The organism is Burkholderia cenocepacia (assembly GCF_900446215.1).
GTDB classification, from domain to species: domain Bacteria; phylum Pseudomonadota; class Gammaproteobacteria; order Burkholderiales; family Burkholderiaceae; genus Burkholderia; species Burkholderia cenocepacia.
In genome coordinates, this window is record NZ_UAQZ01000007.1 from 539,815 (window position 1) to 562,134 (window position 22,320).

The 22,320-nt window shown below is 61.6% G+C and carries 18 protein-coding genes and 4 pseudogenes; 9 read left to right on the forward strand and 13 right to left on the reverse strand.

Going from position 1 to position 22,320, the window contains the following annotated elements:
* Window positions 1–218 precede the first annotated feature (218 nt).
* The 3 genes from DTA15_RS16365 (at window position 219) to DTA15_RS16375 (ending at window position 3,237) form a co-directional block, all read left to right on the forward strand.
* The gene (locus tag DTA15_RS16365) at window positions 219–1,181 is read left to right on the forward strand and encodes an acetaldehyde dehydrogenase (acetylating) (RefSeq protein ID WP_006490293.1); all 963 of its coding nucleotides are present in this window, start codon (window positions 219–221) and stop codon (window positions 1,179–1,181) included.
* Window positions 1,178–2,221 (forward strand): 4-hydroxy-2-oxovalerate aldolase, encoded by a 1,044-nt coding sequence (dmpG, locus tag DTA15_RS16370; protein WP_006490310.1) that lies wholly within the window; start codon window positions 1,178–1,180, stop codon window positions 2,219–2,221. The genes DTA15_RS16365 and dmpG overlap by 4 nt, the downstream gene beginning before the upstream one ends.
* A 77-nt stretch (window positions 2,222–2,298) precedes the next feature.
* The gene (locus DTA15_RS16375) at window positions 2,299–3,237 is read left to right on the forward strand and encodes an MBL fold metallo-hydrolase (RefSeq protein WP_006490346.1); all 939 of its coding nucleotides are present in this window, start codon (window positions 2,299–2,301) and stop codon (window positions 3,235–3,237) included.
* Between the two features lie 182 nt (window positions 3,238–3,419).
* On the opposite strand, the gene DTA15_RS16380 is transcribed toward DTA15_RS16375, so the two are convergent.
* Window positions 3,420–5,141 (reverse strand): carboxylesterase/lipase family protein, encoded by a 1,722-nt coding sequence (locus DTA15_RS16380; RefSeq protein WP_227743166.1) that lies wholly within the window; start codon window positions 5,139–5,141, stop codon window positions 3,420–3,422.
* Window positions 5,142–5,588: 447 nt separating this feature from the next.
* On the opposite strand from DTA15_RS16380, the gene DTA15_RS16385 reads away from it, so the two are divergent.
* Window positions 5,589–6,509 carry a LysR family transcriptional regulator gene (locus DTA15_RS16385; RefSeq protein ID WP_006490264.1) on the forward strand — a complete coding sequence of 307 codons (921 nt, stop codon included), beginning with the start codon at window positions 5,589–5,591 and terminating at the stop codon, window positions 6,507–6,509.
* Here DTA15_RS16385 and DTA15_RS39440 read toward each other — a convergent pair.
* The 6 genes and pseudogenes from DTA15_RS39440 to DTA15_RS16410 all read right to left on the reverse strand — a co-directional run.
* Window positions 6,437–6,618: pseudogene (locus DTA15_RS39440) on the reverse strand (2Fe-2S iron-sulfur cluster-binding protein); the annotation flags it as partial. The gene DTA15_RS16385 and the pseudogene DTA15_RS39440 sit on opposite strands and share 73 nt — an antisense overlap.
* A 74-nt stretch (window positions 6,619–6,692) precedes the next feature.
* On the reverse strand, window positions 6,693–7,613 hold the full coding sequence (locus DTA15_RS16390; protein WP_006490282.1) for a LysR family transcriptional regulator: 921 nt from the start codon (window positions 7,611–7,613) through the stop codon (window positions 6,693–6,695).
* A gap of 43 nt (window positions 7,614–7,656) precedes the next feature.
* On the reverse strand, window positions 7,657–8,331 hold the full coding sequence (locus DTA15_RS16395; protein WP_171984378.1) for an ethyl tert-butyl ether degradation protein EthD: 675 nt from the start codon (window positions 8,329–8,331) through the stop codon (window positions 7,657–7,659).
* A 2-nt stretch (window positions 8,332–8,333) separates the two neighbouring features.
* Window positions 8,334–8,852, reverse strand: a complete 519-nt coding sequence (locus DTA15_RS16400; RefSeq protein ID WP_006490344.1) for a flavin reductase — start codon at window positions 8,850–8,852, stop codon at window positions 8,334–8,336.
* Between the two features lie 31 nt (window positions 8,853–8,883).
* Window positions 8,884–10,074: an acyl-CoA dehydrogenase family protein gene (locus tag DTA15_RS16405; RefSeq protein ID WP_006490338.1), complete on the reverse strand. Its 1,191-nt coding sequence runs from the start codon at window positions 10,072–10,074 to the stop codon at window positions 8,884–8,886.
* 33 nt (window positions 10,075–10,107) lie between these two features.
* Window positions 10,108–11,460: an MFS transporter gene (locus tag DTA15_RS16410; protein ID WP_227743193.1), complete on the reverse strand. Its 1,353-nt coding sequence runs from the start codon at window positions 11,458–11,460 to the stop codon at window positions 10,108–10,110.
* Window positions 11,461–11,646: 186 nt separating this feature from the next.
* Between DTA15_RS16410 and DTA15_RS16415 the strand changes: the two genes are divergently transcribed.
* The gene (locus tag DTA15_RS16415; RefSeq protein ID WP_227743165.1) at window positions 11,647–12,009 is read left to right on the forward strand and encodes a M24 family metallopeptidase; all 363 of its coding nucleotides are present in this window, start codon (window positions 11,647–11,649) and stop codon (window positions 12,007–12,009) included.
* A gap of 299 nt (window positions 12,010–12,308) precedes the next feature.
* Here DTA15_RS16415 and DTA15_RS16420 read toward each other — a convergent pair whose 3' ends face one another.
* The 3 genes and pseudogenes from DTA15_RS16420 to DTA15_RS39070 form a co-directional block, all read right to left on the reverse strand.
* On the reverse strand, window positions 12,309–13,232 hold the full coding sequence (locus DTA15_RS16420; protein WP_012493485.1) for an SDR family oxidoreductase: 924 nt from the start codon (window positions 13,230–13,232) through the stop codon (window positions 12,309–12,311).
* Between the two features lie 78 nt (window positions 13,233–13,310).
* Window positions 13,311–13,516: pseudogene (locus tag DTA15_RS39065) on the reverse strand (ankyrin repeat domain-containing protein); the annotation flags it as partial.
* Between the two features lie 2 nt (window positions 13,517–13,518).
* A pseudogene (locus DTA15_RS39070) lies at window positions 13,519–13,764 on the reverse strand (catalase); the annotation flags it as partial.
* A 394-nt stretch (window positions 13,765–14,158) separates the two neighbouring features.
* On the opposite strand from DTA15_RS39070, the gene DTA15_RS16440 reads away from it, so the two are divergent.
* Window positions 14,159–14,965, forward strand: a complete 807-nt coding sequence (locus DTA15_RS16440; RefSeq protein WP_012493484.1) for a type 1 glutamine amidotransferase domain-containing protein — start codon at window positions 14,159–14,161, stop codon at window positions 14,963–14,965.
* Window positions 14,966–15,115: 150 nt separating this feature from the next.
* Complete coding sequence (locus DTA15_RS16445) at window positions 15,116–16,114, forward strand: alpha/beta fold hydrolase (protein WP_006490267.1); 999 nt, start codon at window positions 15,116–15,118, stop codon at window positions 16,112–16,114.
* A gap of 67 nt (window positions 16,115–16,181) precedes the next feature.
* On the opposite strand, the gene DTA15_RS16450 is transcribed toward DTA15_RS16445, so the two are convergent.
* From DTA15_RS16450 to DTA15_RS16460, 3 genes are all read right to left on the reverse strand, one after another.
* On the reverse strand, window positions 16,182–17,213 hold the full coding sequence (locus DTA15_RS16450; protein ID WP_012493482.1) for an NAD(P)H-quinone oxidoreductase: 1,032 nt from the start codon (window positions 17,211–17,213) through the stop codon (window positions 16,182–16,184).
* A 232-nt stretch (window positions 17,214–17,445) separates the two neighbouring features.
* Entirely contained in the window at window positions 17,446–19,656 is a 2,211-nt protein-coding gene (katG, locus tag DTA15_RS16455; RefSeq protein WP_006490370.1) for a catalase/peroxidase HPI, read from the reverse strand.
* Between the two features lie 192 nt (window positions 19,657–19,848).
* Entirely contained in the window at window positions 19,849–20,679 is an 831-nt protein-coding gene (locus DTA15_RS16460; protein ID WP_012493481.1) for an alpha/beta fold hydrolase, read from the reverse strand.
* A gap of 338 nt (window positions 20,680–21,017) precedes the next feature.
* On the opposite strand from DTA15_RS16460, the gene DTA15_RS16465 reads away from it, so the two are divergent.
* Together DTA15_RS16465 and DTA15_RS16470 are read left to right on the forward strand one after the other, a co-directional pair.
* A complete protein-coding gene (locus DTA15_RS16465; protein ID WP_012493480.1) occupies window positions 21,018–21,467 on the forward strand; it encodes a MerR family transcriptional regulator in 450 nt (149 codons plus the stop codon).
* Between the two features lie 314 nt (window positions 21,468–21,781).
* Window positions 21,782–22,240 (forward strand): annotated as a pseudogene (locus DTA15_RS16470) (acetoacetate decarboxylase); the annotation flags it as partial.
* Window positions 22,241–22,320: the final 80 nt, after the last annotated feature.

Sequence of the window (22,320 nt, forward strand, 5' to 3'; positions counted from 1 at the left end):
CTTCTCGACGCAAAGGTACCGGTCATGTTTTCCGGAAGGCAGGATGGGGGGCGCCAACTTCGGCGCGAAGCGCTGAAGGCGCCTGCGTCGCGATTGCGGGCGCGCACGCTCGCGGATAGACGAATCGAGCATCACGGGTGCGGCAGGCTCGTTGCCGTCCGCATCAGCGGCGGACAGCGTAGTCTGGTTGGCCGTACCGTCACATTTGGGAGTCGCACATGAATGACAGGGTGAAGGTCGCCATCATCGGTCCCGGCAATATCGGCACCGATCTGATGATCAAGATAATGCGAAACGGCAGGCATCTGAAAATGGGTGCCATGGTTGGCGTCGATCCGAATTCGGAAGGGTTGGCGCGTGCGGCACGCATGGATGTCGCGACGACGGCAGAAGGAATCGACGGCTTGCTACGGCTGGACGTATTCAAGGAGATCGATATCGTCTTCGATGCGACGTCAGCGGGCGCGCACGGACGTCACAATGAATTGCTGCAGGCGCATGGGGTTCAGGTGATTGACCTCACGCCTGCCGCGATCGGGCCGTATGTGATTCCATCGATCAATCTGGAAGAAGAAAACGCGACAAACATGAATATGGTCACGTGCGGCGGGCAGGCCACCATTCCGATCGTCGCCGCTGTTTCACGCATCGCCAAAGTCCACTATGCGGAGATCGTCGCGTCGATCTCCAGCCGGTCCGCCGGGCCGGGAACGCGCGCGAATATTGACGAATTCACCGAGACGACGCGAGCCGCGATTGAAAAGCTTGGCGGCGCCGAGCGCGGTAAGGCGATCATCGTTCTCAATCCCGCGGAGCCGCCGTTGATCATGCGCGACACCGTATTCGTGCTGTCGGAAAACGCGGAGCCGGCGGCTATCGAGGCGAGTATCGCCGAAATGGTGAGCAGCGTGCAGGAATACGTTCCGGGCTACCGCCTGAAGCAGTCGGTTCAATTCGACGCGGTGCCGCCGGACATGCCGCTCAACGTGCCGGGCATCGGGCCGCGGCACGGCTTGAAAACCTCGGTATTTCTCGAAGTGGAAGGCGCAGCCCACTATTTGCCTTCCTATGCCGGCAACCTCGACATCATGACGTCGGCGGCACTCGCGTGCGGAGACATGATGGCCCGGCGCCGGATGGCCGCCGGCATCGCTCGCGGCTTCAAGGAGACGGCGCGATGAATTCAGCAGAAAAGAAGCTTTACATCTCGGACGTCACGTTGCGCGATGGCAGCCATGCGATCCGTCATCAATACAGCGTCGACCATGTCAGGGCGATTGCCGCGGCGCTCGACGATGCCGGCGTCGACAGCATCGAGGTTGCTCATGGGGACGGGCTCCAGGGATCGAGCTTCAACTACGGATTCGGCGCTCACACCGATGTCGAATGGATTGCGGCGGCGGCGCAAAGCGTCAAGAAGGCGAAGATCGCGACGCTGCTGATTCCCGGCATCGGCACGACCCATGATCTCCGGCATGCGTTCGATGCCGGCGCACGGGTCGTACGCGTGGCTACGCATTGCACGGAAGCCGATGTATCCCGCCAGCATCTCGATTTTGCTCGTGAGCTGGGTATGGATGCGGTGGGGTTCCTCATGATGAGCCACATGACCACCCCGCAGAAGCTGGCTGAGCAGGCGAAGATGATGGAAACGTTCGGCGCCACCTGTGTTTATGTGGTTGATTCGGGTGGTGCGCTCGGCATGAATGAGGTACGGGACAGGTTTCGCGCGCTTAAGGCGGTGTTGAAATCCGACACTCAAACCGGGATGCACGCACACCATAACCTGAGCCTCGGCGTGGCCAACTCGCTGGTTGCCGTGGAGGAGGGGTGCGATCGCATCGATGCGAGCTTGGCCGGCATGGGTGCGGGCGCCGGCAATGCGCCGCTCGAAGTGTTCATTGCGGCGGCACAGCGACAGGGCTGGAATCACGGCTGCGATTTGTACCGGCTCATGGACGCGGCTGACGATCTTGTGCGACCGCTTCAGGATCGGCCGGTACGCGTCGACCGCGAAACGCTTGCGCTCGGTTTCGCCGGCGTTTATTCGAGCTTCCTGCGTCATGCGGAAGTTGCCGCCGGCAAATATGGGCTGAAGACCGTCGACATTCTGGTCGAACTCGGCAGGCGGAAGATGGTCGGCGGCCAGGAAGACATGATCGTCGACGTCGCGCTGGATCTGTTAAAGCGCCAACAGCCGATCATGAGCGACGCGCATTGAGCTGCCGTGGGCGGCGTTGCCTCGTGTTTCTTCGACAGTCGCAGCGAATGGCTGCGACTCGATTCTGGTGAACCAACATGCGAACCTTGTCGGCTTCCCGTCAGCATCAGCCGTTTGTCTATCAATTGAATGTCGGTGCTGTCAAAGTGACCGTGATCGCCGAGTCGGTCGCGCCGCTCCTCCGATGGCAGGAACTCTATCCCGACGCGACGGAGCGGTCCGTGTCGGCATCCATCGCGACCGCGGATCCCAAACTCTACGACGTCGGCAGCGGGCGGCTCGTCATCGCTATCCAGGGTTTTCTCATTGAAAGCGAGGGGACGACGCTGATGGTCGACACTTGCGTCGGGGACTGCAAGGCCCGAGCGCGAGGCGAATTCAATGAAGCCCGTTTCGGCTGGCTGAGCCGGTTGCAGGCGGCGGGCATCCGCGTCGAGGATGTCGACCTGGTGCTTTCCACGCATCTGCATGTCGATCATGTCGGCTGTAACACCTACTACGCTGACGGCTGGTGGCGCCCCACGTTTCCCAACGCGCGCTATCTGTTTGTCAGCGAGGAATTCGGGTTTTGGTCGAGCGAGCTGGCGAGATCACCGCTGGAAAGGACCGGCGACTACATCGGGGACAGCGTCATGCCGCTTTTCGAGGCTGGACTCGCCGATATGATCGACTCCCGGCATGTCATCGATTCGTCCATTCGCGTCATTCCGCTGCCCGGACACACACCGGGGCACGTCGGCGTTTGCATTGAAAGCAATCGGAGGCGGGCGATTATATCCGGCGACCTGTTTCACACAGCGCTTCAATTGGAAAATCCGGACTGGAGCACGAGGTTTTGTGTCGATCCCGATCAGTCCCGCCAAGCCAGGCGAGCGTTCTTTGACGCACATGCCGACACGGATACGCTGATTTTGCCAGCGCACTTTCCCTATCCGTGTGCGGGGTTCATTTGTCGCATGGGGACTGCCTACGCCTTTCGATTCATGAGTTCGGAGAAGATTCTGAATATGTCCTAGCACATCGGGGCGTTGTTCGATAAATTGCGCGCGGACCGGTGATGTCGACGCGCAACGGCCGACATGGTTGACTGGTTCCGTCAATCCGAACCCACACATCATGCGCAGGATGATGCAGGACGTCGATGGCGCATCCGGTGCCTGGCCGCGACCATCGACCCGCATTTCCGCGAGTCGTGCGGCTACGGCTGGTACTGACGATTCGCTGTTTGGTCGGTGTCGTTGAGCGGCTCGACGAGATCGATCTGCGCTTTCAGTGGATTCGGCTGGTCAACGCTCAAGGTGCCCGCCGACGTGAACGCCAGTTGATTGTCGAGATCGGCGTTATACATCGGCCACGCAATCAGACCGGCGTCGGAAGGATTCCCCGTTCTGGCGAATGCCGTCCAGTAGGCGATCATGTCGTGCGCGACCTGTTCGTCCTGACTGGCCACGGCTGTGCCGTACGCGGCGGAGAGCGTGTCGAACACATAGGGAATCTCGGCCGCATGCGTCGCGCCGCTGACCTTGCCGCGTATCGACTGGGCAACGTACGAGAAGCGATACAGATAAGTCGGCACACCCCGCGCGGTAAAGGTTCGTGCAACGAACCGTGCGGGTTCGTCCATGGTGATGACACGGGCGATCTGGTTCTCCACTGTCGAAACGGACGCCGTGCCCGTCGGGTCGAACGCCGCGGCAGCCGCGCTCAGGTTTTGCTGACCGAAGATCGCATAGGCCTGCTCCTTGGTCGTGAGTCCGCGCGTGGCAAATCCGAGGTCCGCATTGTTGACGCCGAGCAGGAGCGGAACCTTCGCGAACTGGCCGGCCTTGTACTGATTCTCGGGTTCGTCGACCACGAGTTTGCCGTCGATGATGGAACTGCCGGAGAACGTCGCGAGGCTATGTGCGGTATTCAGCGTCGTAGTGTCCAGCCCGTCGAGAACCTGATCGGCCGAGAGCGCGCGCAAGGCGTGCAAGGAACGGACGTCGCTGCCGGTGATGCCGAATCCTGCAGCAAACGCGGAACCCTGTTCCTCCGCGGACGCGCCGACTGTTTTCGCGTTGCGCGAGAGCGTGCGCCCGAAGTACTGGTTGACGCGTCCATTGCCGGACTCGACGATCGCCTTTGCAAACAGTCCCGATGCCTGTGGTGAAGTCAGCAGGTTGTGAACCGATTCTCCTCCAGCGGATTCCCCGAAGAGCGTGACGTTTGCCGGGTCGCCGCCGAAGTTCGCGATGTTGCGCTGTACCCATTTGAGCGCGGCGATCTGATCCATGTAGCCGTAGTTGGCCAACATCTCGCCGGATTGCGCGGCGACCGCCGTCACGGCCGGATGTGCGAAGAAACCGAACCGGCCGAGACGGTAGTTCACGGTGACGATGACGACGCCTTGCCTGGCGAACTGCGTGCCGTCATATGTCGGCATCGACGTGCCGCCAATGACGTATGCACCACCGTAAATCCAGACCATGACGGGCAGATTCTTGCCGTTGCCGCTTAGCGGGCGCCATACATTCAGGTACAGGCAATCTTCAGACGGTGTGACCGTCAGCGTCGCGTTCGGGCCGCTCGTCTGCATGCAGTCATGAACGAAAGACGTGGCCTGGCGCACGCCGCTCCATGCGGCCACGGGCTGCGGCGGTCTCCAGCGCAAGTCGCCGACTGGCGGAGCCGCGAACGGAATACCCTTGAATGCGATCACGCCGTTGTTCAGGGTGCCTTGTACGGCGCCGTCGGCGGTCACGGCGATCGTGGGGTCCGAAGTGACGGAGGAGCCGTCGCCGCCGCAACCTGACAGCAAGACGGCGAGCGTTGACGAAACGAACAGCACGGGCAAACGCCTTCCGCTATCGTGCATCGGTGAAGCGCAGGCTTTGGCTTTTTTCAACGGGTTGTGTTTCCGTGAAATCATGGCTGTCATCTCTCCTTGAATCCATCGTTCAAGCGTGGAACGTTTTAATTGTCACCATGGTTCTTGTGTCGGCGAGCGCTGCGGCGCAGAGCGGAATCGAGTATCGAAGGACGACTTTATGCCGTCAAATTCCGGCCAATAATGGCCGGCATGAATCGGGTTCATGCACGTGCGCCGTGAGCAATGCCGATCGGACGTGACGAAGCGGGCGTCCCGTCATCAGGCCGGAAGCCCCGCTGAGACGTTGTGCAAGCCCGCGAGTTAGCCCGCGTCGCTCACGAGCACGACTCTCTTTGACATGATGTCCGCTCGGGTTGACGGGCGAGTCACGCGAGCCTGGCGATGCGCTCGGCGAATCCTCTCGTTGACACCGGTCTCGCTTTTCGATGACCATGCGTCAAATCGCTTCACCGCGCGCCGTCAAATCAGTTCGGCCCATGTATCAAGCTGTCCGTCATGACATCCATCGACCATATCGATCTGAATCTTTTGCGCGTTTTCCAGGCTATCGTGGAAGAGCACAGTCTGACGCGCGCGGGCGAGCGTCTGGCACTGTCTCAACCGGCGGTCAGCTATTCGCTTGGGCGATTGCGCACTTTGTTCGACGACACGCTGTTCGTCCGGACCCGCACGGGCATGCAGCCCACGCCCGTCGCACTCGAGCTGGCCGAAATCGTCGGGAGCGCGCTCGACACCGTGCGGCAAGCGTTGCGTCACGCCGAGCGCTTCGATCCGGCTACCAGCACGCGAACATTTCGCCTGTCGCTGTCGGATGCGGGGGAGATGGCGTATCTGCCAGCGATCTGCGCCGTGCTGCATGACGCCGCGCCGCGCGTGAAACTTGTTGTAGCGCCATTGCCGGTCGAAGAAATCGAAGAAGCGTTGCGCGCGAGTCGGCTGGATTTCGCAATCGGCAACCTGCCGTCGCTACTGCCACGCACGCGCCATTGCGTGCTCTTCGAGGAATCGTATGTGTGCATGACGCGCAAACGCGACGATCTGCCCGACGGCAAAAAACTGAAACTGGAGCAGTTTCTTGCCGCGTCGCACGTTCAGGTTCGCTCGCTCGAACACAGCCATGACGCGCTGGATGATGCGCTGCGCGCACAGGGCGTCGGGCGCAATATTGCGCTGGTGTTGCCGCATTTCGTGGCGGCGCCCGGCGTGCTGGCTGCCACGGATCTGTTCGCCACGCTGCCGGAAAAACTCGCGCGTATTCTCAACAAAGGCGACGCGTTCAACATCTACGCGCTGCCGGTGCCGTTGCCGAAAGTCGCGGTGACGATGCACTGGCACGAACACTTTCACGACGATGAAGGCAACGCGTGGATGCGCGACCTGATGACCGACACCCTCGCGAGTTTCAAAACGATGTGATCCCGGTCGGAGCTGGAGCGTTCCGCTTGACTCGGACCTGATCGCGATGTTCCGGCTCGCCGCTCACGACGTCCACCATGCAGGAGCCGCAAACGCCTTCGCATGACGAACAGTGTCAAGGTGACAGTCGGCGCGGTCGAATTCGCCGAAAGGATGGCCTGATATCGACGCAGCCAATGCGCGTCAGCCGTCGGGTTGACGAAACATCGAATAGATCGTGTCGCGCAACCATGCGACGCCCGGGTCGCTCGTGAATTGCGTGTGTGAGTGCACCTGGATCTCGATGGGCGGCAGGGTGAATGGCAATGGCAGAATGCGAAAGGCCCTCCCGCGATTGAAGCGCTGCGCAAGGCTCTTGGGGAAGATCACCGCCAGGTCCGAGTTCATCACGATTTCGGGCGCCACGACGAAGTGCGGCAGCCGTACCACGACATCGCGTTTGAAGTTCAGCTCGTCGAGCCATTGCTCGACCATGCGATGGCCCGTGGCGTTGGTGCTCGCGTAGACGTAGCGCAAGGCGGTCAGATCGTCGCGTGTCGGCCGCGCCTTGCCTAGCGGATGATTGGCGCGCACCACGCAGACATGCTCGTCGACGAATAGGGTCTCGCTGACGCATCCCGCGTCGAGGCCCGGCACGTAGCCGAGCGCCAGATCGATTTCGCCGGCGCGCATGGCGGCGCTGACGGATTCCACCGGAACATTGACCGCTTCGATTCGAATGCCGCGCGCGTCGCGTTCCAGCAGCGCGACCAGCGGCGGCAGAAAATAGAATTCCGACATGTCCGACATCGAAATGCGAAACACGCGCCGGGCGGTCGCGGGATCGAACTTGGCGAGTTGCTGGACCGCCTCGTTGATGATCGACAACGCCTGCGCGAGCGGCGGATACAGCCGATGCGCGGCATCGGTCGGCACCATGCCGGTGGGCGTGCGCACGAAAAGCGGATCGTCGAAGATGGTGCGCAAGCGCCGCAGGGCATGGCTCACCGCGGGCTGGGTCAATTCCAGACGGTCGCCGGCAGCGGTCAGGCTGCGCAGATCCCAGATGGCAAGGAACACGCGCAGCAGGTTCAGATCGGCGATACCGGAGTTGGGCTTCGTCATACGGGTTGACTCACGAACGAGCGCTGGTCGCGCCATGCGGCCATCAATGTGTGGCGAGATTACCGTATGTGCTGCGCATTGCAAAATGCGGCGTACCACCTCGATAGGGCGGCAAGGTGTGGAAGTCCCTGCGCATCAGGTCGCGCACCGGCGAAGCGAGCGCGTCGGCGAGCGCCGACGCATCGTCGAAGACGACCTTGTTGCGCTGCATCGCTTCCGCGCGCGCGCACGGCAGGCCGATGGTGCAGTCGATGCGCGTATAGATCTCCAGCTCGCGCAGTGCGGGCAAGGTCGACATCAGCGGCGCGTGATGCTGCAGGTAATGCGCGAGCCATGTGTCGAAGTCATCCGCCGGGCCGTCGTAAGCGACGAGATAGGTGCACCGCTGCACGCGTGCTTCGCCCCCCGGCGTGGATGGTGCCAGGGTGCGTACCGCCATGGCCTGCTGCGTGAAGTGCTCGACTGTCGATTGCGCCTGCAGAGCGTGGTGAATCGGACCGTCGCAGGCCGCGGCCGCCTCGAGCGTCGCCAGTTCGTCGAAATAGAGTTGCAGCACGCTCGACGGCGCATCGGCAGTTGGTGCGATGCGCGGGTCGACCCGTTGGCTTATCGGTTCATGCACGACCAGGCCGCGTAATCCTTCAATGCGCTGCAGGGGCGCGACATCCAGTAGGGATGGCTGTCCACTCCCCCCGATCAGAAACAGGCAGACTTGCATGATCACGCCACCTCGCATGGAGCGGCCACGCGCGCGAGCCGATGAAACTGCCGGGCGAAGTACACGAGGCCGTCGCCGTCTTCGTGCGAGGCGATGTGTTCGACCTGTACGAAAAGCACCGAATGCGAGCCAACCTGCTTGCTGTCTACGATGCGGCCTTCAAGACTCGCGATCGCATCGTCGAGCACGGGGAGCTGCAGGGCGCCCGGGCGCGAGCCGCAGCGCGCAAAGCGCTCTTCCATCGAGCATCCGTCCATGCCCGCGAAAACACGCGCCAGCGCTTGCGCGTGCGCGCCCAGCACATTGATGCACGCGCGGCCATTGCCGAGCAGTACGTCGTGAACATAACTCGACTGGTTGATGCAGACGAGCATCGTTGGTGGCGTGTCGGTCACGGAGCATACGGCGCTTGCGGTGATACCGCAGCGCCCGTGCGGGCCGTCCGTGGTGATGACGTTGACGGCCGCGCCGAGCGAGGCCATTGCGTTGCGAAACTGTGCACGCGCTTGATCGTGGGTCATGGCTGCTGTCCTTTCGGGGAGAGGCGCATATTCAGGGATACGGCGTGACGGGAGGAATACCCACGAAAACCGCACCCGATGCATCGTAGTTGCCTTCGCCGAGGAAAGCGTGTTGGGTGACGACGATCGAGTCCCGTACAAGACGCTGCATGCGGTTCTCGCGATAGATCGCGCCGATGCCCGCCATCTTGTACGCCTGCATCACGATATCCGCACAGGTGTGAGCCGCGTGGGTGGCAGACAGACGCAGCAAATTTGCTTCCGCGGGCAGCACCGGATCGCCAGCCAGCACCGTTTGCCACGATGTTTCCGCGGACTCGAAGAAGAATGCCCGCGCGCTGCGCAACTGGGCTTCCGCCTGCGCGAGCCCTGAACGATAGTACGCGCGATCGGCAAGACGTGGCGCGCCCGTGGTGGTCTTCGTCACGCCAGACATCCCCGCCAGCAGATCGAGTGCGGCACGCGCCAGGCCAAGGTTGACTGCCGCATGCACCTGCGCCTGGTAGGCGATGGCGGGATACCGATACAGAGGCTCATCGATCAGCGGCGTGCCGCCGCGCACGAAGGTCCATTGTTCGTCGACGTATTTGTCTTTCAGGCGCAGATCGTGGCTGCCCGTGCCTTGCATGCCGACCACGTTCCAGTTGTCGACGATCTCGACTTCGCTTGCCGGAAAGACCGCCGTGAACGGCTTGCCGGCGTTCTTGTCGTCCGCGCCAGCAGGCACACCGCCGATTCCTACGCCGATCCAGTCCGCACCTTTACAGCCGCTGGCGAAGCGCCATTGTCCCGACACGAGAAAGCCGCCGGGTGCGCGCTCGGCCTTTTGCAGCGGATACAAGCCCCCTGAGAAGACCTGGTCGGGTCCCGATGCGTAGATCTGCGCTTGCGTTTCAACCGGCAATGACGCAAGGTAGGTATTGGCGGAGCCGAACGCCGCGACCCACGCGGTCGAGCCGTCGGCAATCGCGATGCGTTCGAGCATCTGGAGGAAGCGCGCCGGCGGCAGCGCATCGCCGCCGAAACGTTTCGGCGTGCTCGCGCGAAAAATGCCCGCGCGTTTCATCTTGCCGATCATATCGCGCGGCACATGAGATACCTTGTCGAATTCGTCACGGCGACGCTCGACTTCTTCAATCAGCGCATCGAGCGATAGCGGCGCGGCATACTGCGGATAGTCGTTATGCGATTCGATGATGGCTTCGCTTTGAAGGTCTTGCATGAGTGATACCTCGCGGTTGCTGGTGTGGGGATGTCATTCGGGCTGCTGACGAACAGCAGCGCGCATCGCTTTCGGAAATGTCTCGCGTGCGAGCAACGTGGCGACGACGGTCACGAGTCCGAGTACGCCCAGATAGATGGCGACCGGCACGGCGCTGTGATAGTGCGCGAGCAGCGCGGTCGCGATCATCGGCGAGAGGCCGCCACCGAGCACGGACGAGACTTCGCGGCCGATGCCGAGTCCCGAAAAGCGCAGGTGCACCGGCAACATCTCGCTGATGAACGCGGGCTGTGCGCCCTGGAGAATGCCGAGCGTGACGCTGTTGGCGAGGATAAGCGCGGCCACTACCTTCCAATACTCGCCCGAACCCAACAGCACGAAGTAGGGCCATGCCACCAGCATGATCGCGATCGCGCCGGCGAGATAGACCGGCTTGCGTCCGACCTTGTCGGTCACCCAGCCGAAGAACAGGGAGACGGGTATCATCAGCAGCATGGAGATGCACAGACCGCCGAGAATCCAGCTCGACGTGATGCCGAGAAACTGCGCGTAGGTGATCGAGAAAGCGAAGAAGAGGTAGGATGCCGCGCCCTCGCCAAACCGCAGGCCGAACACAGTGAGCACTTCGCGCGGACATTGGCGCAACACTTCGATGACAGGCATCCGGCTTTCATGGCGCGTCGCCTTCACTTCGGCGAACGCGGCGCTTTCTCCAATCGAGCGGCGCATCCAGAGGCCGAGGACGACGAGTGCGGCGCTGGCCAGAAACGGAAGGCGCCATCCCCAGCTGTGGAAGTCGTCCGCCGGAACGTTTTTCGCCAGCAGGAACGCGCCCGTGGACAATACGAAGCCCAGTGCGGCGCCACAGGGGCTCCAGGCGGCGAGTGCACCGCGCCTGGATCGCGGCGCGTTCTCGTGGATCAGTAAAATACTGCCGCTCCATTCACCGCCGGCGGCAAGCCCCTGAAGAATGCGCAACAGCACCAGCATGACGGGTGCCGCGATGCCGACCTGCCGATACGTTGGCAGAACGCCCATCAGGACGGTGGCCGTACCCATCGTGAGCAGCGTAAGTGTCATGACGGCCTTGCGGCCGTACCGGTCGCCGATATGGCCACATAGCACGCCACCGATCGGCCGGGCGATAAAGCCGACCGTGAACCCGCCGAATGCAGCGATGGTGCCCGTCAGCGGATCGGTGCCGACCGGAAAGAACAGCTTGCCGAAGACGAGCGCGGCCGCGGTGCCGTACAAGAAGAAGTCGTACCACTCGAGGATTTGGCCGAGTACGGCCGTGGTAACGGCACGACGCACGTTGCTCGCGGACCGCGCGGATCGGGGATGAGCGAGCGCGCCCAGATCGGAGTTCAGAGCTTCAGGGTTCATGGTGGGGGAAGACATGAAGTGATGGTTCCCGCTTCCCTGATGCTCCAGAAGCGGCGCGAGTCGTATCGATTCGATGTGCCCCACGATATGAGCGTCCATAATCGCGGTCAAATTCGAGACAAAAATGGACGACATGAATCTGGTGCATGTCGCGCTCGCCGCCGTACGTACTAACCCTTGCTTTACATGGCGTATCAACTGCGCTTGTTGACCGTCACCTTTTCGGTCGATTTGCCGCGTGCAATGAGCAACCGCGGACCGCACTCAAGCCCGCGCACGTATTTCCGGCGCGCCGGTATGAGTGACCGACTGCTGCACCGCACTGGGCACGGTATGGACGTGACCGGGCGCGAAGCGCCGTTTTTCGCTGACGGTTACGAACGCATCATCGAGCCAGGCATGTGCCTGACCATCGAGCCCGGAATTTATGTTGAAGGCATCGGTGGCTTTCGCCATTCCGACACCGTGTTGATCGGCGACGATGGCCCTGTCATGCTGACCGGTGGCCCGGTGAGCATCGGTGCGCTGACGCTTCCGATGCATTCTTGAAGAACGCTCGGCGGTCGCCGTCGGGCAGGCGCAGACGAACCGCATCCGGCCGGCGGCGAGATATCTTGCCAGCCCGAAGGACTGGGAGTGGGTGGCAGGGGCGACGAGGTTGGGGGCGGGTCGGTCGATGTCACGCCTGTCGCGACTGCCCGATGATCGGCGCATCGCTGAATCGCGTCATCGTTGACGTTCCTTTATTGAGGCGGGTGTGACGCTGCCCCACGACTAAGCCCGGTGAGCCCGCCAAGCCCGCTGGATCGCGCAACGAGGGGGTGACGGTGTCCGCGTGCCCCAAACGTTTAGAATTCCCGTCGAATCAGTTCAAGGCCCTGTCGATAAGTTGTCACCTCAAACTCGGGGAATCGGCGCTTGAACTTCGTGGAATCGAAGAGATTGTCCTGCTCGTAGCGAGGCAGAAGCTCCCGGATCTCACGTACCTGCGGGGAGAAGAGGCCCGCGATCCAAAACGCCCCTTTCCCGATGATCGAATAGGCGGGCGGTCGTCCAAACGCGGCGCTGGCCATGTCGACGAACTCCCGGTAGGTCGGCCGGTCGTCGCAGCACGGCAAATGCCAGGTCTGCCCGAACGCGTCCGGCGAGTTGCCGAGCGTCGCGAGCGCACGGCTCGCGTCGGGCGTCCAGATGAGCGTGCGCCGCGTGTCGTCACGCAACGGCACCTTCGGCTTCTTGCCTTCCTTCAGCTTGTCGATGACCAACGCATTCGTGAAGCTCTGCGTCTTGCCGGGGCCATAGAACTCGGGTGCCCGGCCGATCAGCACCGGGATGTCGCTACGCGCCATCTCTTCGAGCACCATCGACGCCATTGCCGCGCGCACCTTGCCCTTGCGGCCTACCGGCGCGAACTGTGTCGACTCCGTCTGCAGCCGGTTGTTCTGCGGGTACATGTAGGTGTTGTCGAAATAGGCGAATCGAGCACCTTCCGCGCGGCACGCATCCAGCGCGTTCTTCAACATCACCGGAAACTGCGTTTCCCACAGCTCCGTGTCCGGGGGCAGGCCCGCCGTGAAGTAGACGATGTCACTGCCTTTCACCGCCTGGGCGGTCTGTCGCGCATCAAGCAGATTGGCCGACACCAAGCTATCGGTGTCGTTGACCTTGCGCGGATTGCGGCTGACGAGGCGGATTTCGCCGGTGTTGAGGCGGCGCAATTCCCGCGCCAGTTCCGTGGCGATCTGACCGTTCGCTCCCAGTATCGTTTGCATGTCGGATACCTTCGTGACCTTGTGTCGAATGACGATGGACACTAGGCTAACCTTGAAGGCAAGTTCAAAGTCAAGCGGTTACGGCAACGATCGCAACGTTACATCCGCACTCGGTGCGGAGCCAACCTTTTCGAGCGCGGCAACCGTGCGTCGTTGCCTTGCAGGATCACGTTCTGTAGCGCGGTACAACCGAGCGCATCGACGTGATCCGGGTTCGCGCCATGTGCGACGAGTACCGGCAGCAGGTCGAGGCGGCCGAACAGCGCGGCGAACGACAGCGCTGTTCTGACTTGTCACGCGGGTTCTGCGCGAGTTCGTTCAGCGTTGACGACTCGTAGTTCGCTTCGCCCTTGCGGTCGCCGAAGTTCAGCGCACCGTCCTGGTTGTTGTTCGTGACGCGCACGCGCGGACGGTTGATCGGCGGCTGATTGAAGTTCGCGCCGAGGCGGTACATCTGCGTATCGGTGTGCGAGAACATCCGACCCTGCAGTATTCGGTCTCCCGACGGCTCGATGCCCGGCACTGTTCGCGACTGGGAAAGGCATTCCTCGTTCTCGCCGGAAATGTATTTAGCTAAGCTAAATTAATAAAAATTATGTCGGTGAGGCACCTGCCTGCATCAGCTAACGCGATCCACGGCCATGGATGCTCAGTCGGTTCGAGGCCGGGTTGGTGCGGGCATGCGACCGGATCGGTGACACGACAACGTCGTATCGATCGGTGGCGATGCTGATTCTCGAGACGGACGCCGCCGAGCGCCACGGCATCCGGACGCGTGGCGGTGTGGCGATGGCGCACCGTGATCACTTGACATTCAACTTAACTTCAATCCTAGGATTTCGTCTGCATCCTTTCACGTCGTTGCTTCAGTGCGGTGCGATCGAGTCATGACCCGAAGTCGCGCCGACTTATATGAGGAATCGAGAATGTTCAAGCGTTGGCTTTTGAGGCATTGGCTCCTGGCCATCATGATTTCCGTGCTGACGGGCGGATACGCCTATGCAGCCGACGTTGCGCGGAACGAGGGCGTGCCACAGCTGAACGGCAAGGTTCTGGTCGTGATGACCAATCACTCGAAGTATCCGTCTCGATCGGATACGACCGGCCTCTGGTTCACCGAGTTGACTCATTTCTATGACGTCGCCCAGGCAGCCGGGCTGCAAATGGATTTTGCGAGTCCGGCGGGGGGTGAAGTCCCGATCGACGAGCGCAGCCTGAAGTCTTTCTACCTGGATGATTCGGCACGCGCACATTTGGCCGATCCTGCTTTCATGGCGCGATTGAAGGCGACTTTGCCGGCCGCGGCCGTCGATCCCGCCGACTACAAGGCGATCTACTTCACTGGCGGGCACGGTACGTTGTGGGACTTTCCCGACAACGCGGCGCTGAAGGCCGTCAGCGAGCAGATTTATCGTCAGGGGGGTGTCGTCTCGGCCGTTTGCCATGGCGTATCCGCGTTGTTGCCGCTCCAGGACGCCGAAGGCAAGTCTCTCCTCGCGGGCGTGCCGGTGACGGGCTTCTCCGACATGGAGGAGACGCTGTCCGGCATGAAGTCACAGGTTCCGCTCTTCTTGCAGGATGCACTTGTGAGCCGTGGTGCGCGCTACAAGAAGGCGTTTCTTCCCTTTACATCCTATGTCGTCAGTGACGACCGGATCATCACCGGGCAAAACCCGCAATCGAGCAAGGAAATTGCCGAGGCGGTCGTCAAGCGGCTCAGGGAAACGAATTGACTGGCTGCCGATGCCGGCAGAGCAAGTAGCAGGAAACGGGGCGCGTGGTCATCGAGTTTGCGCAACGGGGGTACCGGGAGCGTGATCGTACGCGGTTCGGGTATCGGGTGGTCAGATGTAGCCGCTTTTCGATTACCAAAGGAGGCTGTCATGATCGGTAAGGATGAAGTCGACGTCATCAGCAAATCTCGTCGCGAACTGATGATCGGAGCGGGTGCAGTAGCGGCTGCCTCGATGGCGCTGCCCTTGTTTTCTTCGAGTGGCACGGCCGGTGCCGCATCAGCCAAGCATCCGATTTATCCGTCGGCAGGAGAGGCTGACCGTGGTAACAAGATCGTGACGAAGGACGGCGTCGAGATCTTCTACAAGGATTGGGGCAAAGGCCAGCCGATCGTCTTCAGTCACGGTTGGCCGCTGTCGGCGGATGACTGGGACGCTCAAATGCTGTTCTTCGTCGAGCATGGTTATCGCGTCATCGCCCATGATCGTCGTGGGCATGGGCGATCCACGCAAACAGCCGACGGCAATGACATGAATCACTACGCTGCCGATCTCGCGGACCTGACCGAGGCGCTCGATATCAGGAATGCCGTCCACATCGGGCACTCGACCGGGGGCGGGGAAGTTGCTGCCTACGTAGCGCGTCATGGCATGAAGCGGACTTCAAAGATCGTTCTGGTCAGCGCAGTGCCACCGGTCATGGTGAAGAGCGAGCGCAACCCCGGCGGAACGCCGATTGAAGTCTTCGACGGCTTCAGGAAGCAGCTTGCCGCCAACCGGGCGCAGTTCTACCTCGACGTGCCGTCGGGACCGTTTTACGGCTTCAACCGGGCGGGCGCGAAGGTGTCCGAAGGCGTCATCCGCAATTGGTGGCGTCAGGGCATGATGGGTGGAATCAAGGCTCAATACGACTGCATCAAGGCCTTCTCGGAAACGGATTTCACCGAAGACTTGAAGAAGATCACGCAACCGGCGCTGGTCCTGCATGGTGACGACGACCAGGTCGTGCCATACAAGGATGCCGGCGTGCTGTCCGCAAAGCTGCTCAAGAACGCGAGGTTGAGAATCTATCCGGGCTACCCGCACGGGATGCTGACGACCAATGCGGATGTCATCAACGCGGACATTCTGAAGTTCATCAAGAGCTAAAGGTCAAGGCGGCCTCTCCAGCAAGAGGCCGCCTGTTTCCGATACCGCGCCGATCTGTCGATCGGGCTCACTCTGCCGGGAGCGCGTCGGTGACGAGAACGATCTTGCCAATGTGCACGCCGGAATCGATCAACTCGTGAGCCCCGCGCGCGTCCTTCAACGGGAAGGTCTTGTAAACCTGGGGTTTGACCATTCCCGCCTGGATCAACGGCCAGACATGCATCTCCAGTTCACGAATAATTTCCGCTTTCTCGTTGGGTGTTCGTGAGCGCAGCGTCGAACCGATATGCGTCAGGCGTTTCGTCATCATCGGCCACAGATCGAGGTCTTTGGCGGGGCCTTTCAATACACTCACCTGCAGGATGCGGCCGTTCATTGCAGCGATCGTGTAATTACGTGCGACGTAGTCTCCGGCAATGATGTCGAGAATGACGTCGACACCGTTTCCATTCGTGAACTCGTTCACCTTTTCGACGAAATCCTCGTCCCGGTAATTGATCGCGTGATTGGCCCCAAGACGCAGGCTGGCCTCGCGATGAACCTCCGATCCGACGGTGGTCATGACCTTCGACGCACCGAATGCTTTGGCTAGCATTGTCGCCGTGGTGCCGATACCTGAAGCGCCGCCATGGATGAGAACCGACTCGCCGGCTTGTAATTTGCCGCGCTGAAAAAGATTGAGCCAGACCGTCATGAACGTTTCCGGCATTGCCGCGGCTTCGACGACACCAAGTCCCTTCGGGAGCGTCATGGTGACCCGGTGATCGGCCACTGCATATTCGGCATAACCACCACCGGTAACGAGCGCGCACACGACATCGCCGCGCTTGAAGCGCTTCACTGCGCTCCCCACGTCGATGACCTCGCCCGCGATCTCGAGGCCCGGGATGTCCGATGCGCCCGGTGGCGGATTGTAGAAGCCCTTGCGCTGGAAGACATCGGGACCGTTGACGCCAGCGGCGTGAACGCGGATCAGGACCTGTTCGTCGGTGGGGCGCGGCACCGGACGTCGGGCTGGAACGAGTACGTCGGGACCGCCGGGATGGACGATTTCGATCGCGGTCATTTCGGTAGGAGGTGTGAAAGCGTCAGCAGGCATTGCGTTTCTCGGATAGATTTGGAGTGACGACTGCGTGCCGGCCCGACTCCGGGCCGGAAGCAGTAGTACGATTCGGAACAGCGGCATTGTCGCGTCGTACCTCCGCGTACGAGCTTCACGGCCCGGCACTTGCCATGTCGGGCCGAACAGCGATAGTCATCGCCACTGGATGCGAGCGGACAGGGCCGGTTCCCCCGGCAGCCCGCTCGCATCGATGTACCACCGCTTTTTGTCAGGCGAGATCGAATCGATCGAGATTCATCACCTTGACCCAGGCCGCCACGAAGTCACGAATGAACTTCGCCTCGCCGTCTGCACTCGCATAGACTTCGGACAATGCCCGCAGCACGGCATTCGAACCAAACACCAGATCCACGCGCGTACCGGTCCACTTCAGCTCACCGGTCCGACGGTCACGTCCTTCATAGGTGTCTTCGCCGGCAATCGGCTTCCATTCGGTCGCCATGTCGAGCAGGTTGCGGAAGAAATCGACGGTCAGCGTTTCGGGCTGGTCGGTAAAAACGCCGTGTTTTTCGTCGCCGGTTTGGACGTTCAACACGCGCAGTCCGCCGACGAGCGCCGTCATCTGTGGGGCGGTCAGCGTCAACAGTTGCGCCTTGTCGATCAGCAGCGCTTCGGCCGGCACCGCGAATTTGCCCTTGACGAAATTACGGAAACCGTCTGCGACCGGTTCGAGCACCGCGAAGGAGTGCGCGTCGGTCTGTTCCTGAGAGGCGTCCATCCGGCCGGGCGCGAACGGCACAACCACGTCGTGGCCAGCGCGCTTCGCCGCCTGCTCGATGCCGGCGCCGCCGGCCAGTACGATCAGATCGGCCAGCGAAATCTTCTTGCCGCCAGGCTGCGTGCTGTTGAACTCGCCCTGAATGCGCTCGAGAACTTTCAGAACCTTGGCCAATCGTGCGGGCTCGTTGACGGCCCAGTCCTTCTGCGGCGCGAGGCGGATACGCGCGCCGTTGGCGCCGCCGCGCTTGTCCGAGCCGCGGAATGTCGATGCCGACGCCCATGCGGTGGACACGAGCTCGGCCACGGAAAGCCCCGAGGCAAGGATCGTCTCCTTGAGCGGGGCAACGTCCGTGTCGTCGACGAGCACATGATCGACCGCAGGAATCGGATCCTGCCAGATCAGCTCTTCGGTCGGCACGTCCGGCCCGAGGTATCGGGCGCGCGGTCCCATGTCGCGGTGCGTGAGCTTGAACCACGCGCGCGCGAACGCGTCGGCGAACACGTCGGGGTTGTCCATGAAATGACGCGAGATCTTCTCGTAGACGGGGTCGAAGCGCAGCGAGAGATCGGTGGTCAGCATGGTGGGCAGCAGCTTTTTCGACGGATCGTGTGCATGCGGGATCGTCGGTTCGGCGTTTTTCGCCACCCACTGGTGAGCGCCTGCGGGGCTCTTCGTGAGTTCCCATTCGTATCCGAACAGGTTCTTGAAAAAGCCCATGCCCCATTGAGTCGGCGTGTCGCTCCACGTGACTTCGAGGCCGCTCGTGATCGTGTCCGCGCCTTTGCCGGTGCCAAAGCTGTTCTTCCAGCCAAGCCCTTGCTGCTCGAGACCGGCAGCCTCGGGTTCCAGACCGACGTTGTCGGCCGGACCCGCGCCGTGCGTCTTGCCGAAGGCATGACCACCGGCAATCAGCGCCACGGTTTCTTCGTCGTTCATCGCCATGCGTCCGAAGACCTCCCGGATGTCGTACGCTGCCGCGACGGGATCGGGATTGCCGTCCGGACCTTCCGGATTCACGTAGATGAGGCCCATCTGCACCGCGGCAAGCGGATTTTCGAGGTTGCGCCCGGCGTTGCCACCGTGTTGCGATTCGCAGGCGCCGCCCTTGTCGTAGCGCAGGTCGCCGCCAAGCCAGGTCGTCTCGCTGCCCCAGTAGACGTCGCGATCCGGCTCCCACGTGTCCTCGCGGCCACCGGCGTAGCCGAAGGTCTTGAATCCCATCGTGGTAAGCGCAACGTCACCCGTGAGAATCAGCAGATCGGCCCACGAGATCTTCTGACCGTACTTCTGCTTGATCGGCCACAGCAGGCGGCGAGCTTTGTCGAGACTCACGTTGTCCGGCCAGCTGTTGAGCGGCGCGAAGCGCTGCTGGCCGCGCCCGGCGCCGCCGCGCCCGTCGCCCATGCGATAGGTGCCGGCACTGTGCCAGGCCATCCGTACGAATAACGGACCGTAGTGGCCGAAGTCCGCCGGCCACCAGTCCTGGGAGTCGGTCATCAGGGCAGCCAGATCTTTCCTGAGCGCGTCGAGGTCGAGGCTGTTGAAGGCTTCGGCATAGTTGAAGCCAGGGTCGAGCGGGTCGGTTTTACTCGAGTGCTGGCTGAGCAGATCCAGGCGCAATTCGTTTGGCCACCAATCGCGATTGGTCGTGCCGCCGCCGTTGGCATGGTTGAATGGGCACTGCCCTTCGTTCGACATAAGCACCTGTATGAGGACGTGTGGGTGTATCGCTATGCACGGAGCGGTCGCCGGGAGCAATGCTCCCGCGTGCTGTGAGCCGCGCGAACGGACACTTGAATAATGTGTGAGTGTTTCTCGGGGAGGCAGTGTGCTTTCCCGGAAGGAGGCAGGCGGGTGCCGGGCGTGTTTCTTTTCCGGCACCCGTCGCGATTACCCTCGCAGGAACGCGAGCAGATCGGCGTTGATCGTGTCGGCGTTGGACGTAGGCATGCCGTGCGGGAAGCCCTTGTAGGTCTTCAGCGTGCTGTTCCGAGCGAGCTTCGCCGACAGCAAGCCGGAATCGGCATAGGGGACGATCTGATCGTCATCACCATGCATCACGAGCACGGGAATCGTGGTGCTCTTCAGGTCCTCGGTAAAGTCGGTCTGCGAGAACGCGACGATGCCGTCGTAATGCGCCTTGGCGCTGCCCATCATGCCTTGGCGCCACCAGTTCCAGATCACGCCTTGCGACGGTTTCGCGCCGGCACGGTTGTAGCCGTAGAACGGGCCGGCCGGAACGTCGTAATAAAACTGAGCACGGTTCGCGGCCAGTTGCGCCTGCAGGTTATCGAACACGTCCTTCGGCAGGCCGCCCGGGTTCTTGTCTGTCTTGACCATCAGCGGCGGCACAGCGCTGATCAGCACGGCCTTCGAGACGCGGTCTTCGCCATGACGGGCGACGTAGTGAATGACTTCGCCACCGCCGGTGGAGTGGCCGACATGAACCGCGCCTTGCACGCCGAGATGGTTCACGACAGCGGCGACGTCGTCCGCGTAATGATCCATGTCATGACCGTCCCACACCTGGCTGGAGCGTCCGTGACCGCGGCGGTCATGCGCGATGACCCGGTACCCGTGCGACAGGAAAAAGAGCATCTGGGCATCCCAGTCGTCCGCGCTGAGCGGCCAACCGTGATGGAAGAAGATGACCTGCGCGTCGCGCGGACCCCAGTCCTTGTAGAAGATCTGAACGCCATCCTTTGTTGTGACGTATCCCATGATCAGCACTCCTTTTCGATATTCAAGTTGACAACCAGTGACGTGTACGGCGATCGTTGCTGCTCGGTAGCGGGCGACTCCTTTTGTGACGGTGACTGACGAAACGGCAACGTGACGATGGCGCTGGGATCCGGTCACTCTGCCGGCGACGCGCAGGCCGACGTCACCATTTGCGGCCTGGGTGAGACAATGCGCTCCGTTTGTTGAGACAATTCGAAATACTCGGTAGGCCGCGAGGCGGTCGCTTGCCCCCGAGTCAGTCGGGCTTCACCATGTAGTCGCCGGTCAACTTTAGGATTAAAGTCAACGTTAATGTCAATAGTTTTTTGGGGTGTGGCGTGAAAATCGGAGAGTTGGCGAAGCGCAGTGGTCTGACGGCCTCACGTATTCGTTTCTACGAGGCAGAGGGATTGATCAGGGTGGTGGAGCGCCAAGCGAATGGCTATCGGGAGTATCCCCCGGAGGCGGAAATTCTCCTGGGGTTGATCTCGATCGCGCAGCAGGCGGGGTTTACGCTCGAGCAGATTCGACAACTGCTACCGGTCGGCCCGGGCGCATGGGATCATCGCGCATTGCTCGATGCACTCAAGCAGAAGGTGGAGGAGATCGATGGCATCCGCAAGCGTCTCGACCATACCCGGGCCCAACTTGTCGTCGCGATCGCGAGTATCGAGGACAGGCCGGACGGAATTGAATGTGTCGACAACAAGAAGCGCGTGCTGGACCGTCTCCGCGAAGCAGGAATTACGCCTGATTTAGGCAAGCCCGACGGTTCCACCACCGGCTGATCCCCACACCTGCCGAGCAAGCGCGCCGTGCGGCGAGCGCGCTTGCCTTCCAGCGCGCCGACTGGGATATCCGTTCCGGATCCGTCAGTGACTGACCAAACGCCGCAGCCGGAGGTCCCCGTCGTCCGTTCGGTTCGGGATTCGCATAAGCCAGCGGCTGCGGCGTAGACCACGCGTATCGATTCATTCCGATTCGTTGCGAAGTACTTGACCTTAAAGTCATATTCAATCTTAGAGTGATTGTTGCCGGCTGTTAATCGGTATGCCTTTTCAGGCTCGCCTGCCGGTTCAATCACCGAGAAAGGTCAACGAATATGGATAAGCGGTTCATTCAGGTCGAGTTTGGCGAGCACAAGGTCGAGGTGCCTGCCGGCGGCTACTATGACCGTTACCGGATGAACCCGGATCTCGACGAGGTGGCGAGAGACCCTGCCGCAGGAAACATCGATTTTTTTCGCAGGATCCCGAAGCGGCTCGTCACATCCACGGTTGGTCCGACGTGGGCGCCGAACTTCTACTACCGCTCAAGTAACGTTCAGCTGCTGTTCCTGGCGCCTGCCGATCGATTGCGTGCAATGTTGCCGACGCCTCTCGAGCCACTGCGCGCCTATCCGGGCCATGGACTCGTGGCGTTGACCTTCTTCTCGTATTCCGTTTGCGATAACGACCCCTACGACGAAGTTTCCGTAGCGGTGGTGATCCGCCGGCCGGGGGCGCGGGGGCCCCATGCGCCGGAACTGCTCGCTTCCATGCGACGCCGCATGTTGGGCGCAAAGTAATAATGAGCCACTTCGCGCGAAGTAAATCTGAGCCACCTTTCAGTACAGTCAGCCTTTTGCGCGCAAAGGCTGGC

Bases quoted from the DNA above. Each gene is read 5' to 3' on its own strand.
- DTA15_RS16365 (WP_006490293.1), top strand. From the start codon at position 219: ATGAATGACAGGGTGAAGGTCGCCATCATCGGTCCCGGCAATATCGGC.
- dmpG (WP_006490310.1), top strand. From the start codon at position 1,178: ATGAATTCAGCAGAAAAGAAGCTTTACATCTCGGACGTCACGTTGCGC.
- DTA15_RS16375 (WP_006490346.1), top strand. From the start codon at position 2,299: ATGCGAACCTTGTCGGCTTCCCGTCAGCATCAGCCGTTTGTCTATCAA.
- DTA15_RS16380 (WP_227743166.1), bottom strand. From the start codon at position 5,141: ATGACAGCCATGATTTCACGGAAACACAACCCGTTGAAAAAAGCCAAA.
- DTA15_RS16385 (WP_006490264.1), top strand. From the start codon at position 5,589: ATGACATCCATCGACCATATCGATCTGAATCTTTTGCGCGTTTTCCAG.
- DTA15_RS16390 (WP_006490282.1), bottom strand. From the start codon at position 7,613: ATGACGAAGCCCAACTCCGGTATCGCCGATCTGAACCTGCTGCGCGTG.
- DTA15_RS16395 (WP_171984378.1), bottom strand. From the start codon at position 8,331: ATGCAAGTCTGCCTGTTTCTGATCGGGGGGAGTGGACAGCCATCCCTA.
- DTA15_RS16400 (WP_006490344.1), bottom strand. From the start codon at position 8,852: ATGACCCACGATCAAGCGCGTGCACAGTTTCGCAACGCAATGGCCTCG.
- DTA15_RS16405 (WP_006490338.1), bottom strand. From the start codon at position 10,074: ATGCAAGACCTTCAAAGCGAAGCCATCATCGAATCGCATAACGACTAT.
- DTA15_RS16410 (WP_227743193.1), bottom strand. From the start codon at position 11,460: ATGAACCCTGAAGCTCTGAACTCCGATCTGGGCGCGCTCGCTCATCCC.
- DTA15_RS16415 (WP_227743165.1), top strand. From the start codon at position 11,647: ATGGCGTATCAACTGCGCTTGTTGACCGTCACCTTTTCGGTCGATTTG.
- DTA15_RS16420 (WP_012493485.1), bottom strand. From the start codon at position 13,232: ATGCAAACGATACTGGGAGCGAACGGTCAGATCGCCACGGAACTGGCG.
- DTA15_RS16440 (WP_012493484.1), top strand. From the start codon at position 14,159: ATGTTCAAGCGTTGGCTTTTGAGGCATTGGCTCCTGGCCATCATGATT.
- DTA15_RS16445 (WP_006490267.1), top strand. From the start codon at position 15,116: ATGATCGGTAAGGATGAAGTCGACGTCATCAGCAAATCTCGTCGCGAA.
- DTA15_RS16450 (WP_012493482.1), bottom strand. From the start codon at position 17,213: ATGCCTGCTGACGCTTTCACACCTCCTACCGAAATGACCGCGATCGAA.
- katG (WP_006490370.1), bottom strand. From the start codon at position 19,656: ATGTCGAACGAAGGGCAGTGCCCATTCAACCATGCCAACGGCGGCGGC.
- DTA15_RS16460 (WP_012493481.1), bottom strand. From the start codon at position 20,679: ATGGGATACGTCACAACAAAGGATGGCGTTCAGATCTTCTACAAGGAC.